This window comes from Streptomyces sp. enrichment culture (assembly GCF_964273255.1).
Classification (GTDB): domain Bacteria; phylum Actinomycetota; class Actinomycetes; order Streptomycetales; family Streptomycetaceae; genus Streptomyces.
The window spans coordinates 2,066,269-2,080,876 of the sequence record NZ_OZ186835.1 but is presented as its reverse complement, the minus strand read 5'-3'; the positions used below and the strand labels follow the sequence as shown (position 1 = coordinate 2,080,876).

The following is a 14,608-nucleotide window of genomic DNA, read 5'->3' as shown; positions in this document are numbered from 1 at the left end:
CCGGGGGCCCGCCCCTGGCACGCGGTGCGGCGGGGACCGCCGGCTGAGCCAGAATGGCCGGGTGCTCCAGCAACTGTTCAGCCCGTCCCTCCTGCACGCGCTCGACCTGATCGGCATCTTCGCCTTCGCGATCTCGGGTGCGCTGCTGGCCGTCCGCAAGAACTTCGACGTCTTCGGCCTGGCCGTGCTTGCGGAGGTCACGGGTCTGGGCGGCGGTCTCTTCCGGGACCTGGTGATCGGTGCCGTGCCGCCGGCCGCCTTCACCGACCTCGGCTACTTCGTCACCCCGCTGATCGCCACCGTGCTGGTGTTCTTCTTCCACCCCCACGTGGAGCGCCTCCAGCGGGGCGTCAACGTCTTCGACGCGGCGGGCCTCGGCCTGTTCTGCGTGGTCGGCACCGTCAAGGCGCACGACTACGGGCTGAACCTGGCCGCCAGCGCGGCCCTGGGCCTGATGACCGCCGTGGGCGGCGGTGTGCTGCGCGACGTCCTGGCCAACGAGGTGCCCTCCCTGCTGCGCTGGGACCGCGACCTGTACGCGGTGCCCGCGATCGTCGGTGCCACGCTCACCGCGGTGTGCATCCGCTTCGACACCCTGAACCCGGTCACCAGCGCCTCCGCCGCGGTCGCCGCGTTCCTCATCCGGCTGCTGGCCCTGCGGTTCAACTGGCGGGCGCCCCGGGCGTGGCAGCGGCGCTCCTCGGTCCGGGAGGAGTAGCGCCGGACGGGACGGGCTGAGCGCCGAGTTCCTCCGTCAGCCAGCGGAAGGACGGGATCACCTGGGGCCGCCACAGCGCCATCGTGTGTCCGCCCGCACTGCGCGGCAGCCGCACCACCTGCACGCTCGTCGGTGACGTCGCCGCACGGGCGAGGGCGGTGGCGTCCTCGTAGCCGTCCTTGCGCTGGCCGGACAGGTAGAGCGAGACCTTGGGCGGCGCGACCGCCTCGCGCAGCATCCGCAGCGGGTTGTGGGCGCTGCGCAGCACGGGGTCGCGGCCGGTGAGGGCGGTGCGCTCGGCGGCCGGGTCGTTGAAGCCGGACAGGCTCACGGCGGCCCGGTAGCGGTCGGGGTGGGCGAGGGCCAGCTTGGTGGCGCAGTGGCCGCCCGCCGAGTAACCGGCCACCGCCCAGCCGTCCGGCGCCGCCTGGGCGCGGAAGTTGTCCCGGACCATGCGCGGCACGTCGACGCTCAGCCAGCTCTCGGCGTTGACCCGGCCGGGCAGGTTGGCGCAGCCGGTGTCCGCGCCCGGCAGCAGGGAGGTGCGCGCGGCGACCAGGATGAAGGGCGCGATCCGGCCGCTGCGCATCAACGGCAGCAGCTGTTCGTGCGCGTCCAGGGTGCCGAACCAGGCCTTGGCCGACCCCGGGTATCCGGGGAGCAGCTGGACGACCGGGAACGCGTGGTCGCGCCAGGCCGGGTCGTCGTACTGCGGCGGCAGCCAGACGTACACCTCGGCCCGCACCCCCGACACCCGTCCGTCGAGCCGGGTGACCCGGACCCCGCCCGCCGCCCGCATGCCCGGTCCGCCGGCCGGGGTGAAGGTCTGGGCCACCTTCGGCAGACGCTCGACCGCGACGCCGCCGGTGCCGTCGCTCCCGAGGTCGGCGGCCTCCCGCACGTGGTCGCCGGTGCCGAGCAGGTCGGACCAGCTGTCGTAGAGCTGGTTGCTGTTGTTGACCAGGGTGAAGACCAGGGCCACCGCGGTGACCTGGGCGAAGACCAGCATGAGCATCCGGGTGGCGGCCCGCACGGCACGCGGTCCGCCGACCCGGGTCCACAGGGCGAGCGGCAGCGCGAGGGCGAGGGCGGTCAGCACGGCCAGGGTGCAGAGGAACGGGATCCCGGTGAGGCTCATGCCCCGATAGAGGGGAGGACGGGTCCGGGGGTTCATCCCAAACCGGTCGGCGCCCGGACATCGTCTGTGATGTCGCCCGCGGACGCACGCAAAGCTACCGCTTAGTAGGTGACTCTTGTACTGTACAGCCCATGCCAGATGCAGCCTCCGCCCCGGCCGCCGTCCGGGCCACGATCGGTGACAGCGAGTTCGACCGCGACACCGCGGTCGTCCGTCGCGCGCCCGGCGTCTACGACATCGACCTCTCCGCCGGCTGGACGATCATCAGCGCCGTCAACGGCGGCTACCTGCTGGCCGTCCTGGGCCGCGCCCTCGCCGACACCCTGCCGCACTCCGACCCGTTCACCATCTCCGCGCACTACCTGACCGCCTCCCAGCCGGGCCCGGCGGTCGTCCGCACGGAGACGGTCCGCACCGGACGCAGCCTGTCGACCGGGCAGGCGTCCCTCGTCCAGCAGGACGAACAGGGCCGGGAGGTCGAACGCATCCGCGTCCTCGCCTCCTACGGCGACCTGGACGCCCTGCCGGACGACGTCCGCACCACCGCCGAGCCGCCCGCCATCCCGCCGATGGACCAGTGCTTCGGCCCCGAGGACGGCCCCGCCCCGGTCGAGGGCAGCTCCGCCATCACCGACCGGCTGATGCTCAAGCTGGACCCGTCCACCCTCGGCTGGGCCCTCGGCAAGCCCTCCGGCCGCGGCGAGATGCGCTCCTGGTTCGGCCTGGCCGACGGCCGGGACCAGGACCCGCTGTCGCTGCTCCTCGCGGTGGACGCGCTGCCGCCCACCGCCTTCGAACTCGGGCTCTCCGGCTGGGTGCCCACGGTCGAGCTGACCGCGCACGTCCGCGCCCGTCCCGCCCCGGGTCCGCTGCGCGTCTCCGTCACCACCCGCAACCTCGCCGGCGGCTTCCTGGAGGAGGACGCCGAGGTCTGGGACTCCGCCGACCGCCTGGTGGCCCAGTCCCGCCAGCTCGCCCGCGTCCGGCTGGGCTGAGCGGCCCGCCCGCGGGCGGACGCCCCTCCACCGAGGGCCGGGACGGATCCGCTCCGTCCCGGCCCTGCGTCGTCGGCGCACGCGCCGGGGCGCGCCCGGTGGCTGCCTGCGCCTGTCGCCGGGTCCCGTCACCCGGCGGTGGCCGCCCTCGTCGGCGGCCTGTGCCGGGCCCCCTGCCCGCTTCGCCGCCGGGCCCGCGCCCGGCCGCCGGTCCTCATGCGCGTACCGGCGCGTCCAGCCAGTGCTGTCGGCCGATGCCGATGAGCCGCAGGCGGCGGGAGGACAGACGGGCCACCCGCTCCCGCTCCTCCGGGGGCGCGTCCAGCGTCTCCAGGAACAGGGACGCCGTGCTCAGCATCAGGTCCACGTAGATCTGGGCGAGCATCAGCAGGTCGTCCTCGCCCCACCCCCGCGACACCGGATCCGTGGCCAGCGCCTCGGCCACCTCACCGGCGAACAGCGCGAGTTGGTCCCGGATCGCCTCACGCACCGGACGGACCCCGCCGTGCCGCTCCCGGGCGATGAAGCGGACGTGGGCGGGGTACCTGTCCACGTGACCGGCGATCAGCTCGACGGCCCGGGTGATGCGTTGCTCGGTGTCGCCGGGGGTGGCCACCGTGGTCCGGATCATCGGGTGCAGGCTGCCCAGCGCCTCCTCGACCAGCACCACGCCCAGGTCGGCGATGGAGTGGAAATGCCGGTAGAAGGCGGTCGGGGCGACGCCCACGGCGCGGGTGACCTCACGCAGTCCCAGGCTGCTCAGGCTCTGGTTCTCCAGCAGTTCCAGCGCCGCGTCGAGGAGGGCCCGCCGGGTCCTCTGCTTCTGGGCCTGCCGGGTGCCGGGGGTGTGACTCATGCCATGCAGTCAACAACTGTTCTCCGGGATTGCAAAGTGAGGGCCCCGCTAGACTGGGTAGTCAGTGAACGAGTGTAACTACGACTGTTCACCCAAGTCTCTGGGGGAAACCGATCATGCTGTTCCTGGTCGCCGCACTCATGCTGCTCGGCGTGGTCCTGGGCACCGTCGCCCACGCGCCGCCGGAGTTCACCGTCGTCGCGGGGCTCGCCGTCGCCGTGTGGCTGGGCATCTTCGCCCTGCGCGAGCGCCACGGCCGCCGCGGCTCGGCGCACTGACCCCTCTCACCGTCCTGACCGTACTGACCGCGCTGACCGCGCACCGACCGAACACGGCGCGCGTCCGGGACGCCCGGTGGGCTCCCGCACGGCGGCGCGCGAGCCTCGGGGGCACCCTGGGCCGCGCGCTCACCGCCGGAAACGACGCCCGCACCGGCGCCCCGCGCTCCCGCACCGTGCCGGCCTCCGACCGTCCGACGTCTCGCCGACCGAGGGAACCGATCACCATGCGGCTCACCGCTCCGGCCACCGACCGCACCGGAATCCGCGACGCCGACGGCATGGCCGTCGCGTCCTTCGTCCTGGGCCTGCTGGGCCTGCTCGTCCTCAATGTCGTCCTCGGGCCGCTCGCCATCGTGCTCGCGAGCCTGGCCCTGTGGCGGGGCACCGCCCGGCGCGGACGCGCCTTCCTCGGCCTCGGGCTCGGCGTCGCCGACCTGCTCGTCCTGCTGGCCTTCATGCAGGCGGACGGCACCGTCTCCTGGAGCCTGTGAGGCGAAGGGTGACGGGTGCGGGTGACCTGGCGCGTGACGCGTGGCGCCTGACGGGTGACGTGTGACGCCTGATGGGTCACCGCTGACGGGCTCGCGGGTGACAGGAGCCCGGGGCCGGTGTGCCGAGCCCGTCGGCCGCAGAGCGCCCGAACGGCCGCGAGGGCCGTCGGCCGGGAGTCCGGGGCGCGACGTGGCCCCGGACTCCCGGCCGACCGCGCCCCCGGGTGGCCGTCCGGTGCCCCGTAGAATCGGCCCCACCATGGCATACCTCGACCACGCCGCGACCACCCCGATGCTCCCCGAGGCAGTCGAGGCACTCACCGCGCACCTCGGCGTCACCGGGAACGCCTCCTCCCTCCACGCGGCCGGCCGACGGGCCCGGCGCACGGTCGAGGAGGCCCGGGAGACCCTCGCCGAGGCCCTCGGCGCCCGGCCCAGCGAGGTCGTGCTCACCTCCGGCGGCACCGAGGCCGACAACCTGGCCGTGAAGGGCCTGTACTGGGCCCGCCGGGACGCGGATCCGGCCCGCACCCGGGTGCTGGCCAGCCCGGTCGAGCACCACGCCGTCCTGGACGCCGTCCACTGGCTCGGCGAGCACGAGGGCGCCACCGTCGAGTACCTGCCCGTCGACCACCACGGCCGGGTGCACCCCGACGCCCTGCGCGAGGCCCTGGCCCGCAACCCCGACGACGTGGCCCTCGCCACCGTCATGTGGGCCAACAACGAGATCGGCACCGTCCTGCCGGTCCGGGAACTCGCCGAGGTCGCCGCCGAGTTCGGCGTACCGCTGCACTCCGACGCGGTTCAGGCGTTCGGTCAGGTGCCGGTCGACTTCGGCAGCTCCGGGCTCGCCGCGATGACCGTCTCCGGCCACAAGATCGGCGGCCCCTACGGCATCGGCGCGCTCGTCCTGGGCCGCGACCAGACGCCCGTCCCCGTGCTCCACGGCGGCGGGCAGGAGCGCCACGTCCGCTCCGGCACCCTCGACGTCCCGGCCGTCGCCTCCTTCGCGGTCGCCGGGCGGGTGGCCGCCAAGGAGCAGGAGCGCTTCGCCCGCGAGGTCGGCGCCCTGCGCGACGACCTGATCGCCGCGGTCCGCCGGGCCGTCCCGGACGCGATCCTCGGCGGCGACCCGGAGCCCGGAGGACGGCTTCCGGCCAACGCCCACTTCACCTTCCCCGGCTGCGAGGGCGATTCCCTGCTGCTGCTGCTCGACGCCCAGGGCATCGAGTGCTCCACCGGCTCCGCCTGCACGGCCGGCGTCGCCCAGCCCAGCCACGTCCTGCTGGCCACCGGCACCGACCCCGACCTGGCCCGCGGCACCCTGCGCTTCTCCCTCGGCCACACCTCCACCGAGGCCGACGTGCGGGCCCTGGCCGAGGCCATCGGCCCGGCCGTCGAACGCGCCCGCGCCGCGGGACTGTCCTGACCGTCCGGGGGCGCTGCCGGGCCGACCGCCCGGGCGCGCCGCCCGGCCCTGGGGCGGCTGATCAGGGGGAGGCGGAGGCGTCCGGCGTGCTCAGCGACGTGCGGGCCCGGCGGACCAGCTTCATGTACCGGTCCCAGTCCCAGTGGGGGCCCGGATCGGTGTGGTCGGTGCCCGGCACCTCGACGTGCCCGATGATGTGCTTCCGGTCGACCGGTATCTCGTAGCGCGCGCAGATCCGGGCCGTCAGCCGCGCCGACGCCTCGTACATCTCGTCGGTGAGGTCCTGCGGCCGGTCCACGAACGCCTCGTGCTCGATGCCGACACTGCGCTCGTTGTAGTCCCGGTTGCCCGCGTGGTACGCCACGTCCAGCTCGCGGATCATCTGCGCCACACGGCCGTCCTGGCCGACGATGTAGTGGGTGGCCGCCCGGTGTCCCGGGTCCTGGAACGCCTTCACCGCGCTGTCGAAGCTGCCCTGCGTGACATGCACGACCACCATGTCGATGCCGTAGTCGTCGGGGCGGTCCGCGCGACGCCAGTTCGCCTCCGAGGCGGCGATCCAGCGGGCGTCCGCGAAGTCCACCTCGCCCGGCTTCCGGGGCTTGGCCACCCCCGGGGCACGCCACCACAGCCGGGCCAGCTCGTCCCGCGCCAGCACCGCGGTGCCCGCCGCGGCCGCCACTCCGCCCACGATCAGGGCCCGCCGCCCGATGCGCCGGTCCCCGTCCTCGGATGCTCGTCTCGCCCCCATGCGATCTCCAACGGATACCCGGCGGCCGTGGTTCCCGCGCCCCCGTACCCTGGAGGGGCTATGACTGACACCCCGCAGCGCACCCGCCCCCTCCGCGTCCTGGCCGCCATGTCCGGCGGAGTCGACTCCGCCGTCGCCGCCGCACGCGCCGCCGAAGCGGGTCACGACGTGACCGGCGTCCACCTCGCGCTCTCCGCCAACCCGCAATCGTTCCGCACCGGGGCGCGGGGCTGCTGCACCATCGAGGACTCCCGCGACGCCCGCCGCGCCGCCGACGTCATCGGCATCCCCTTCTACGTGTGGGACCTCGCCGACCGCTTCCGCGAGGACGTCGTCGAGGACTTCGTCGCCGAGTACGAGGCCGGCCGCACCCCGAACCCGTGCCTGCGCTGCAACGAGAAGATCAAGTTCGCCGCGCTGCTGGACAAGGCGCTCGCGCTCGGCTTCGACGCCGTGTGCACCGGCCACTACGCCCAGGTGGTCCTCCGCGAGGACGGCACCCGCGAGCTGCACCGCGCCTCCGACATGGCCAAGGACCAGTCGTACGTCCTCGGTGTGCTCGACGACCGCCAGCTCGCCCACGCGATGTTCCCCCTCGGTGACACCGTCACCACCAAGGAGGAGATCCGCGCCGAGGCCGAGCGCCGCGGGCTCGCCGTCGCCAAGAAGCCCGACTCGCACGACATCTGCTTCATCGCCGACGGCGACACCCGGGGCTTCCTCGCCGACCGCCTCGGCCGCTCCGAGGGCGACATCGTCGACGAGTCCGGCGCCAAGGTGGGCACCCACGAGGGTGCGTACGGCTTCACCATCGGCCAGCGCAAGGGCCTGCGGATCGGCACCCCCGCCCCCGACGGCAAGCCCCGCTACGTCCTCGACATCTCCCCGGTCGACAACACGGTCACCGTCGGCCCGGCGAACGCGCTCGACGTCACCGCCCTCACCGCGATCCGCCCCCGCTGGTGCGGCGCGGCCCCCGTCGGCCCCGGCACCTACACCGCCCAGCTGCGCGCCCACGGCGGCGAGACCGAGGTGACGGCGGAGCCCGTCGACGGCGAACTGCGCGTCCGCTTCACCGAGCCGGTGCGCGGTGTCGCCCCTGGCCAGGCGATCGTGCTGTACGACGGCACGCGCGTGGTGGGCTCGGCGACGATCGCCTCGACGGTCCGCGCGACGCAGCAGGCGGCGACGGCCTGAGGCACGGGCCGGGAGCGGGTGGGGTTGCTCCGGGAGGAGGCGACGCGCCAAGTGGGGCGGAAAGCAGGGGTATCGGGTCCGGCAGGGCGGATGCCCGACTTGCCCGCCGGAGCGGCCTCTCCGTCGGAGACGGACGTTACTGTGCCGAATCCCGGCTAACGACTGCCGTGGTGGAACAGCTCGGACCTGGTCGCAGTGACAAATGAGGTGAACGCTCTCCGGCCGACCGAGAAATGCCGTCTCGGGTAAACGCTGTCGCGTATTGCTATGTGGGATTCGTCGCATGCCGCGAACTCAATGCATGCGTTGCCGGATGCCTCGGAATGCGAGGACTTGAGCCACTTCAACTCGTTCACGGTCGACACCTCTTACAGATCTCCGATGATGTCGAGGACAAAGTCCCTCGATTCCCTCGGATTCAACGCCACTCGCTCGATCAAGTCCAGCCGTGTCCGGAAGTTGGCCAGATGGGTGGGGGAGTCGAAGAAGACCGCACCGATGGGCGAGTCCACCTGCACCGTGTCCAGGTGCGGGTTCGGAGCCGCCGCGTACATCACGGTGTCCCCGGCCATGGGGAAGCCTTCTGCTGCGAAGGGGATGACGAGTAGCCGGACGTTGTCGCGTTCGCTCTCTTCGAGCAAGCGGTTCAGTTGGGCCTTCGCGATGTGGCGCCCGCCGATGCGCATCCGCAGGGCCGCTTCATGGATATAACCCACATAGGGCACACCTGGACTCCTCGCGATCACGCTGTGCCGGCCGATGCGCTGTGCCACCCGGAGTTCGACCTCCAGGCGCGGCAGAGCCGGAACGAACAGATCGAAGAGGGCCCTTGCGTGGTCCTCCGTCTGGAAGATCCCGGGGATATGGGCGGTCTGGAGTGTTCTGATGCTCGTGGCGTGGTGCTCCAACTCCGCCACATCGAGAAAGTCCGGCGGGATTTTTCCCCGGTACTCGTCCCACCAGCCTTTCGGTCGCCCTCCCGTCATCGCGGCCAGAGCGTCGATCAGTGCGGGGTCGTTGCACTCGTAGATGCTCGCGAGTCGACGCAGCCGATCCTCGCTGATGCCGAACCGGCCTGACTCGATGTTCGAGATCATCGTGCGGTCCACGCCGAGGCGCGTCGCTGCCGCGGGTGCGGCCATCCCTGCAGCCTCGCGCAGCCGCCGCAGTTCGGCGCCGAACCGACGCTGACGGATGCTCGGGTGGTGCCGTGGCGCCATCTACAACTCCTTGCTCGCGCGCACAGTTTGCCGATCCTCGTCAGGGGCGTCCACTCCGGAGAGGCAGTAAAACCCGTTCTGATGAACCAGGTAGCACGTGTTTTAGTCTGCGCGCTAGCGTGTGAGCCACGCCACCCGCATCCCACCCGGCGGAAGCGCACCGCCCGCCCCCTGCCGTCCCGGGCCCGACGGAAGGGGTGCGCGGCGGCAGGCCACCGTCGGACATCGCGGACCGGACCCGCGATGTGGCCGGACGCGGGCGGCGCCGTACGGCACGGAGGTGTCGATCACCCCGACGAACCGGGGGGCCGACGCGCCGCGCCACGGACAGGACCGCCCACGCACAAGGAGGTGCCGCGTGAACGACGCGGAACCGGAACACCAGCCGATCCCCGAAGCACCCGGCGCGGACGAGCACACCGTCCCGGCCCCACCCCTCATCCCGTTCACCGAGACCTGGGAGTACGAGCTCCGATTCCCCCGCGATCCCCGCGGGCCGGCCGTCGCCCGTACGACGCTCAAGGCCGTGCTGGGAGCGCACGGACTGGGCGAGTTCACCGATCGCGCGGAACTCCTCACCTCCGAACTGGCCACCAACGCCGTCCGGTATTCGCCCGGCCCCGCCATCGTGCTGCTGCGCTGGACCAACCCCGTGCTGAGGGTCAGCGTCATGGACACCTGCCCGGTGTTCCCGCTGCCGTCGGCCCCGGACATGGCCGAAGCGGAACGCGGACGCGGCCTGCTGATCCTCGATCTGCTGGCCGACGACTGGGGCGGATGTGCCCTCGGGGAGTCGTTGTACGGGGTGGGCGGCAAAACCGTCTGGTTCGATCTGGTCCTCGGCGGAGGTGACCCACCACCCGGAGGAGGGGCCGATCACGGTTCCGGACCCCTGCATCCGGGCCCGCCCGTGCTCGCCGCCTGACCGGGCGGCCCACCGGGCCCTCCCGCCCGCCTCGCGACGCCGTGAACGCCGGCTCCGATGTGTTCACGGCTTCGCCCCAACGATGCGCCCGCGCCGCGCCGGCGGAGGGCGCGCACGCCCGCCCGCGCACCGCGCCGTTCCGCCACCCGGGTGATCACCCGGTGCACCTCGTCCCGCACCCGTGTCCCGGACGGCGGCCGCGCCGATCACCCGGGTGTGATGCATCGGATCCCCGGCCTCTCGCGCCGCACCCGCACCCTGGCCGTCACCGGCCTCGGTGCCCTGGTACTGCTGTCCTCTCCCGCCGTCCTGCCCGCCGCCCACGCGGGCCCGGACGCCTCCGGCCCGGCCTCGCCGACGGTGCCGCGCCCGGTGACCGCCGGCGAGGCGGTGACGGCCGCGCGCCTCGACGCGGTCCGCCACGACCCGCGGCGTGCGCGGGAGTTCTTCCGCCGCCTGCCCAAGGGGGGCGACCTGCACAACCACCTGTCGGGCGCGGTCTCCACCGAGTACCTCGTGGAGCTGGCCGCCGAGGACGGGCTGTGCGTCGACACCGCGACGATGACCGCCGTCCCGCCCCCGTGCGGTGCGGGCACCCGCCCCGCCGCGGACGCCCGTACGGACCGCGCCTTCCACGACGCCCTCGTGCGTGCCTGGTCCATGCAGGACTTCCCGGCCGACGGCAACGGCCACGACCACTTCTTCGCCACCTTCGGCAGGTTCGGCGAGGTGACGTGGCGGCACCGCGGGAAACTGCTCGCCGAGGTCGCGGACGACATCGCCGAGCAGAACCAGTTCTACCTGGAGACCATGGTCACCCCGGCCTCCGACGGGGCGAAGAAGCTCGCCGCCGAGGTCGGCTGGGATCCGGACCTCGCCCGGCTGCACGAGAAGCTGACCGCCGGGGGCAGGCTGGACCGGCTGGTCACCGAGGCGAAGAAGGAGTCCGACGACGCCGACGCCGAGTTCCGCGCCGCCGCCCGCTGTGACACCGGCAGCCCCCGGCCCGCCTGCCGCATCCCGGTCCGCTGGATCTCCCAGGTCTCGCGCGGCAGCGCCCCGGAACGGGTCTTCACGCAGATGGCCCTCGGCATGCGCCTGGCCGAGCGCGACGGGCGGTTCGTCGCCGTCAACCTGGTCCAGCCCGAGGACGCGGAGGTCGCCCTGCGCGACTACAGCCTCCAGATGCGCATGCTGAAGTACCTCCGCGGTGTCTATCCCGGCGCCCATGTCACCCTGCATGCCGGTGAGTTGTGGCCCGGTCTGGTCAAGCCCGCCGACCTCGCGTTCCACATCCGGGAGGCCGTGGAGGTCGCCGGCGCCGACCGCATCGGCCACGGCGTGGACCTCGTCCACGAGGACGACTGGCAGCGCACCGCCCGCACCATGGCCGCCCGCGAGACCGCCGTCGAGGTCCCCTTCACCAGCAACGCCCAGATCCTGGGGGTGCGCGGCGACGACCACCCCTTCGAGACCTACCGCGCCCACGGGGTGCCGGTCGTCCTGGCCACCGACGACCCCGGCGTCAGCCGCATCGACATCAGCCACGAGTACCGGTACGCCGCCGACACGTACGGCCTGTCCTACCCGGAGCTGAAGGACCTGGCCCGGGCCTCCCTGGAGTACGCCTTCCTCCCGGGCGCGAGCCTGTGGCACGGCAACCCCACCCGGGACGGCTACCGTCCCGTCGCCGCCTGCCGCGGGGTCCGGCTGGGCACCCTCCGTCCCGGCGCGGACTGCCGGCGCCTGCTGGACGCCAGCCCCAAGGCCGCCGCGCAGTGGGAGCAGGAGCGGGCCTTCGACCGCTTCGAGACGGGGATCCGCACCGCCCGCTGAACCCCTGCCGGGCCGGGCCGCCGCGTGCCCTCCGCCGCCGCCTCCCGCGGCGGCGGAGACGGCCGGTGCGGGAGGCGGCAGCGGGGTGGGCGCTGCGGCCTCACCGCCCCGCCGGGACGGCTCACCGCCCGAAGAACTCCGCCAGCACCGGCGCCAGGACGTCCGGCTCGACCATGTGCGTCTGCCCCTGGAGCGTGCGGTACGTGCCACGGGGCACCGTGTCCGCGATCGCCCGCGCGGCCTCACGCATCCAGCCCGGACTGGCGTCGCCCGCGATGGCCAGCACCGGCACCGGAATGGACGCCAGCAGCTCCCGGGGCACGCCCCCGTCACCCATCACCGCGTCGTCGTACGCGAGGCTCGGCGCCATCGACTCCATGCCGGTCCACAGGGCGGACTGCCGGGCGCCCTCGATGACCGCCTCGCCCAGTCCGGTCAGCCGCAGGAACAGCTCCACCGCGTCCCCGCGCCGCCCCTCGTCCAGGGCGGCCGTCAGCTGCTCGGTGTACCGGGCCCGCTCCGCCAGGTCCTCCTCGGAGATGGCGTACGGCGTCTCGTACACGGCGACATGACGCACCGGCAGCCCGCTCGCCGCCGCCCGCAGCGCCAGCGCGCCGCCCGACGACACCCCGTACAGCGACGCCGCACCGCCCAGCTCCTCGATCAGCGCCGCCAGGTCCTCGACCTCGCGCTCCACCGCGTACGGCGGGGTGTCACCGCTCGCGCCCCGGCCCCGGCGGTCGTACACGACCACCCGGAACCGCTCCGACAGGGGAGCCGCCAGCGGCGCCACCGTGCCGCCGGTCGACATCGCGCCGCTGACGAGGACGATCGTGGAACCCCGCCCTGCGCTCTCGTAGGCCAGGGACGTGCCGTCGCGCGAAGTGATGTTCTTGTCCATGTCTCAGCAGACTGCCGCACCGCGCGGTGTTCGTCGGTGAGGCGGGCGGCGCGTCCACCGATCGCCTCGGTTCGGTGTCACGACGGCCGGCCGTCCCGGTCCTCCCCGCCGGTCAGTCCCGGTCCACGTCCGCCTCGTAGAAGCACAGGTGGTCCTTGATCCGTGCGACGCCGGGCTTCGGGTCCGGGTAGGACCACACCAGGTCCGCCTTGTCCGGCACCGACCAGTACGACGCCGTGCCCTTGAACGGGCAGTAGGTGTGCGTCCCGGAGGGGGTCAGCAGGTCCAGCCGCACGTCCTCGGGCGGGATGTAGTACCGCACGGGGCAGCCCGTCTCCCGCAGCACCAGCGCCCGGTCCGTGCGGGCCAGTTCCCGCCCGCCGTGCACCACGCGCACCTGCCGGTCGCTCTCCTCGATGCTGATGCGATGTCCTGCGGTCACGACGGTCCCTCCTGGAGGATGCGGCGGCGCCGCCGGCCGGACGGCCGGCCCGTTCCGGGTACAGCGCGCGCCGGCCGCCCGTTCTTCCCGCCCCGGGGGACCGGAGCGCACCGGGCGGGGTGGCCCGTACCGTGGGGCCGTGAACATCTGCGTCTTCCTCTCCGCCGCCGACCTCGACGAGCGCTACACGCGCCCCGCGCGGGAGTTCGCGCGCCTGCTCGGCAAGGGCGGGCACACCCTGGTGTGGGGTGGCTCCGACGTCGGGCTGATGAAGGTGGTCGCCGACGGGGTGCAGGCCGCGGGCGGCCGGCTCGTCGGCGTCTCCGTGGACTTCCTGGCGGCCAAGGCACGGCAGGGCGCCGACGAGATGGTCGTCGCCCGGGACCTCGCCGAGAGGAAGCGCCTGCTGCTGGAGAAGTCCGACGCCGTGGTGATCATGGTGGGCGGCACCGGAACCCTCGACGAGGCGACCGAGATCCTGGAACTGAAGAAGCACGGGCACACCGACAAGCCCGTCGTGCTGCTGAACACCGCGGGCTTCTACGACGGCCTGAAGGAGCAGTTCCTCCGGATGGAGGCGGAGGGCTTCCTGCCCCGCCCGCTCACCGACCTGGTGTTCTTCGCCGAGGAGCCGGTCGGGGCGCTGGCCCACCTGGAGGAGAGCCGGGGCATCCGCTGAGCCTCCCGTGATGCGAGCATGGCGGACATGGCTACCCATGTGATCACCGGAGCGGGCTCCGGCATCGGCGCGGCCGTCGCCCGCCGCCTGCACGCGCGCGGCGACGACCTCGTGCTGCACGCGCGCAGCGCGGGGCGGGCGAAGGAACTCGCCGACGCGTTCCCCGGCGCCCGGACCCTCGTCGGCGACCTCGCCGACCCCGACCGGCTCAGCTGGGCCTTCTCCCACCAGTCGGTCCCCGAGCAGGTCGACTCCCTGCTGCACATCGCCGGCGTCGTCGACCTCGGCCGGGTCGGTGAGCTGACCCCGAAGACCTGGCGGCACCAGCTCGACGTGAACCTGATCGCCCCCGCCGAGCTGACCCGGCACTTCCTGCCCCAGCTCCGCGCGAGCCGCGGGCACGTGATCTTCGTCAACTCGGGGGCCGGCCTCAACGCCCACGCCGAGTGGTCCGCCTACGCGGCCTCCAAGCACGGCCTGAAGGCCCTCGCCGACTCCCTGCGCCACGAGGAGCACGCGGCCGGCGTCCGCGTCACCTCCGTCTACCCGGGCCGCACCGCCAGCCCCATGCAGGCCAAGGTGCACCAGCAGGAGGGCAAGGACTACGACCCCGGCCGATGGATCGACCCCGAGTCGGTCGCCACCACCGTGCTGATGGCCCTCGACCTGCCGAGGGACGCGGAGGTCAACGACCTGACGGTGCGCCCGGGCCACCCGTAGGGGAGAGGCGGCCGGGGGCACCACCCCCG

General features: G+C 73.4%; 17 protein-coding genes. 10 read left to right on the top strand and 7 right to left on the bottom strand.

Features of this window, described 5'->3' with window-relative positions; genetic code table 11:
* Window positions 1-61: 61 nt before the first annotated feature.
* Complete coding sequence (locus ACSU53_RS08820) at window positions 62-718, top strand: trimeric intracellular cation channel family protein (RefSeq protein ID WP_437026180.1); 657 nt, start codon at window positions 62-64, stop codon at window positions 716-718.
* Here the strand turns inward: ACSU53_RS08820 and ACSU53_RS08815 are convergent.
* Window positions 663-1,856 carry an alpha/beta hydrolase gene (locus ACSU53_RS08815; RefSeq protein WP_437026178.1) on the bottom strand — a complete coding sequence of 398 codons (1,194 nt, stop codon included), beginning with the start codon at window positions 1,854-1,856 and terminating at the stop codon, window positions 663-665. The two genes, ACSU53_RS08820 and ACSU53_RS08815, sit on opposite strands and share 56 nt — an antisense overlap.
* 131 nt (window positions 1,857-1,987) lie before the next feature.
* Between ACSU53_RS08815 and ACSU53_RS08810 the strand changes: the two genes are divergently transcribed.
* The gene (locus tag ACSU53_RS08810; RefSeq protein ID WP_437026176.1) at window positions 1,988-2,851 is read left to right on the top strand and encodes a thioesterase family protein; all 864 of its coding nucleotides are present in this window, start codon (window positions 1,988-1,990) and stop codon (window positions 2,849-2,851) included.
* 214 nt (window positions 2,852-3,065) lie between these two features.
* Here ACSU53_RS08810 and ACSU53_RS08805 read toward each other — a convergent pair whose 3' ends face one another.
* On the bottom strand, window positions 3,066-3,707 hold the full coding sequence (locus tag ACSU53_RS08805; protein ID WP_437026174.1) for a TetR family transcriptional regulator: 642 nt from the start codon (window positions 3,705-3,707) through the stop codon (window positions 3,066-3,068).
* Window positions 3,708-3,823: 116 nt separating this feature from the next.
* On the opposite strand from ACSU53_RS08805, the gene ACSU53_RS08800 reads away from it, so the two are divergent.
* The 3 genes from ACSU53_RS08800 to ACSU53_RS08790 all read left to right on the top strand — a co-directional run bounded on the left by ACSU53_RS08800 (window position 3,824) and on the right by ACSU53_RS08790 (window position 5,908).
* Complete coding sequence (locus ACSU53_RS08800; protein WP_362092049.1) at window positions 3,824-3,985, top strand: hypothetical protein; 162 nt, start codon at window positions 3,824-3,826, stop codon at window positions 3,983-3,985.
* A 227-nt stretch (window positions 3,986-4,212) separates the two neighbouring features.
* Window positions 4,213-4,479: a DUF4190 domain-containing protein gene (locus ACSU53_RS08795; RefSeq protein ID WP_437026171.1), complete on the top strand. Its 267-nt coding sequence runs from the start codon at window positions 4,213-4,215 to the stop codon at window positions 4,477-4,479.
* A 259-nt stretch (window positions 4,480-4,738) separates the two neighbouring features.
* Entirely contained in the window at window positions 4,739-5,908 is a 1,170-nt protein-coding gene (locus tag ACSU53_RS08790) for a cysteine desulfurase family protein (RefSeq protein WP_437026168.1), read from the top strand.
* Between the two features lie 61 nt (window positions 5,909-5,969).
* Here the strand turns inward: ACSU53_RS08790 and ACSU53_RS08785 are convergent, their stop codons facing one another.
* Window positions 5,970-6,659, bottom strand: coding sequence for an N-acetylmuramoyl-L-alanine amidase (locus tag ACSU53_RS08785; RefSeq protein WP_437026166.1), 690 nt, complete (start codon window positions 6,657-6,659; stop codon window positions 5,970-5,972).
* Between the two features lie 60 nt (window positions 6,660-6,719).
* Here ACSU53_RS08785 and mnmA point away from each other — a divergent pair, with 60 nt between their 5' ends.
* The gene (gene mnmA / locus ACSU53_RS08780) at window positions 6,720-7,856 is read left to right on the top strand and encodes a tRNA 2-thiouridine(34) synthase MnmA (RefSeq protein WP_437026164.1); all 1,137 of its coding nucleotides are present in this window, start codon (window positions 6,720-6,722) and stop codon (window positions 7,854-7,856) included.
* Window positions 7,857-8,011: 155 nt separating this feature from the next.
* Here the strand turns inward: mnmA and ACSU53_RS08775 are convergent, their stop codons facing one another.
* The gene (locus ACSU53_RS08775) at window positions 8,012-8,212 is read right to left on the bottom strand and encodes a DUF397 domain-containing protein (protein WP_437026163.1); all 201 of its coding nucleotides are present in this window, start codon (window positions 8,210-8,212) and stop codon (window positions 8,012-8,014) included.
* A gap of 12 nt (window positions 8,213-8,224) precedes the next feature.
* Window positions 8,225-9,076 carry a helix-turn-helix domain-containing protein gene (locus tag ACSU53_RS08770; protein ID WP_362092066.1) on the bottom strand — a complete coding sequence of 284 codons (852 nt, stop codon included), beginning with the start codon at window positions 9,074-9,076 and terminating at the stop codon, window positions 8,225-8,227.
* Between the two features lie 358 nt (window positions 9,077-9,434).
* Between ACSU53_RS08770 and ACSU53_RS08765 the strand changes: the two genes are divergently transcribed.
* The gene (locus tag ACSU53_RS08765) at window positions 9,435-10,001 is read left to right on the top strand and encodes an ATP-binding protein (protein WP_437026160.1); all 567 of its coding nucleotides are present in this window, start codon (window positions 9,435-9,437) and stop codon (window positions 9,999-10,001) included.
* 219 nt (window positions 10,002-10,220) lie between these two features.
* Window positions 10,221-11,837, top strand: a complete 1,617-nt coding sequence (locus tag ACSU53_RS08760; protein ID WP_437026158.1) for an adenosine deaminase family protein — start codon at window positions 10,221-10,223, stop codon at window positions 11,835-11,837.
* Between the two features lie 121 nt (window positions 11,838-11,958).
* On the opposite strand, the gene ACSU53_RS08755 is transcribed toward ACSU53_RS08760, so the two are convergent.
* On the bottom strand, window positions 11,959-12,738 hold the full coding sequence (locus ACSU53_RS08755; protein ID WP_437026156.1) for an alpha/beta fold hydrolase: 780 nt from the start codon (window positions 12,736-12,738) through the stop codon (window positions 11,959-11,961).
* A 112-nt stretch (window positions 12,739-12,850) separates the two neighbouring features.
* The gene (locus ACSU53_RS08750; protein ID WP_437026154.1) at window positions 12,851-13,180 is read right to left on the bottom strand and encodes a DUF427 domain-containing protein; all 330 of its coding nucleotides are present in this window, start codon (window positions 13,178-13,180) and stop codon (window positions 12,851-12,853) included.
* A 139-nt stretch (window positions 13,181-13,319) separates the two neighbouring features.
* On the opposite strand from ACSU53_RS08750, the gene ACSU53_RS08745 reads away from it, so the two are divergent.
* Both ACSU53_RS08745 and ACSU53_RS08740 read left to right on the top strand, forming a co-directional pair.
* The gene (locus ACSU53_RS08745; protein ID WP_437026152.1) at window positions 13,320-13,859 is read left to right on the top strand and encodes a TIGR00730 family Rossman fold protein; all 540 of its coding nucleotides are present in this window, start codon (window positions 13,320-13,322) and stop codon (window positions 13,857-13,859) included.
* A gap of 18 nt (window positions 13,860-13,877) precedes the next feature.
* Window positions 13,878-14,579, top strand: a complete 702-nt coding sequence (locus ACSU53_RS08740) for an SDR family oxidoreductase (protein ID WP_437026150.1) — start codon at window positions 13,878-13,880, stop codon at window positions 14,577-14,579.
* Window positions 14,580-14,608: the final 29 nt, after the last annotated feature.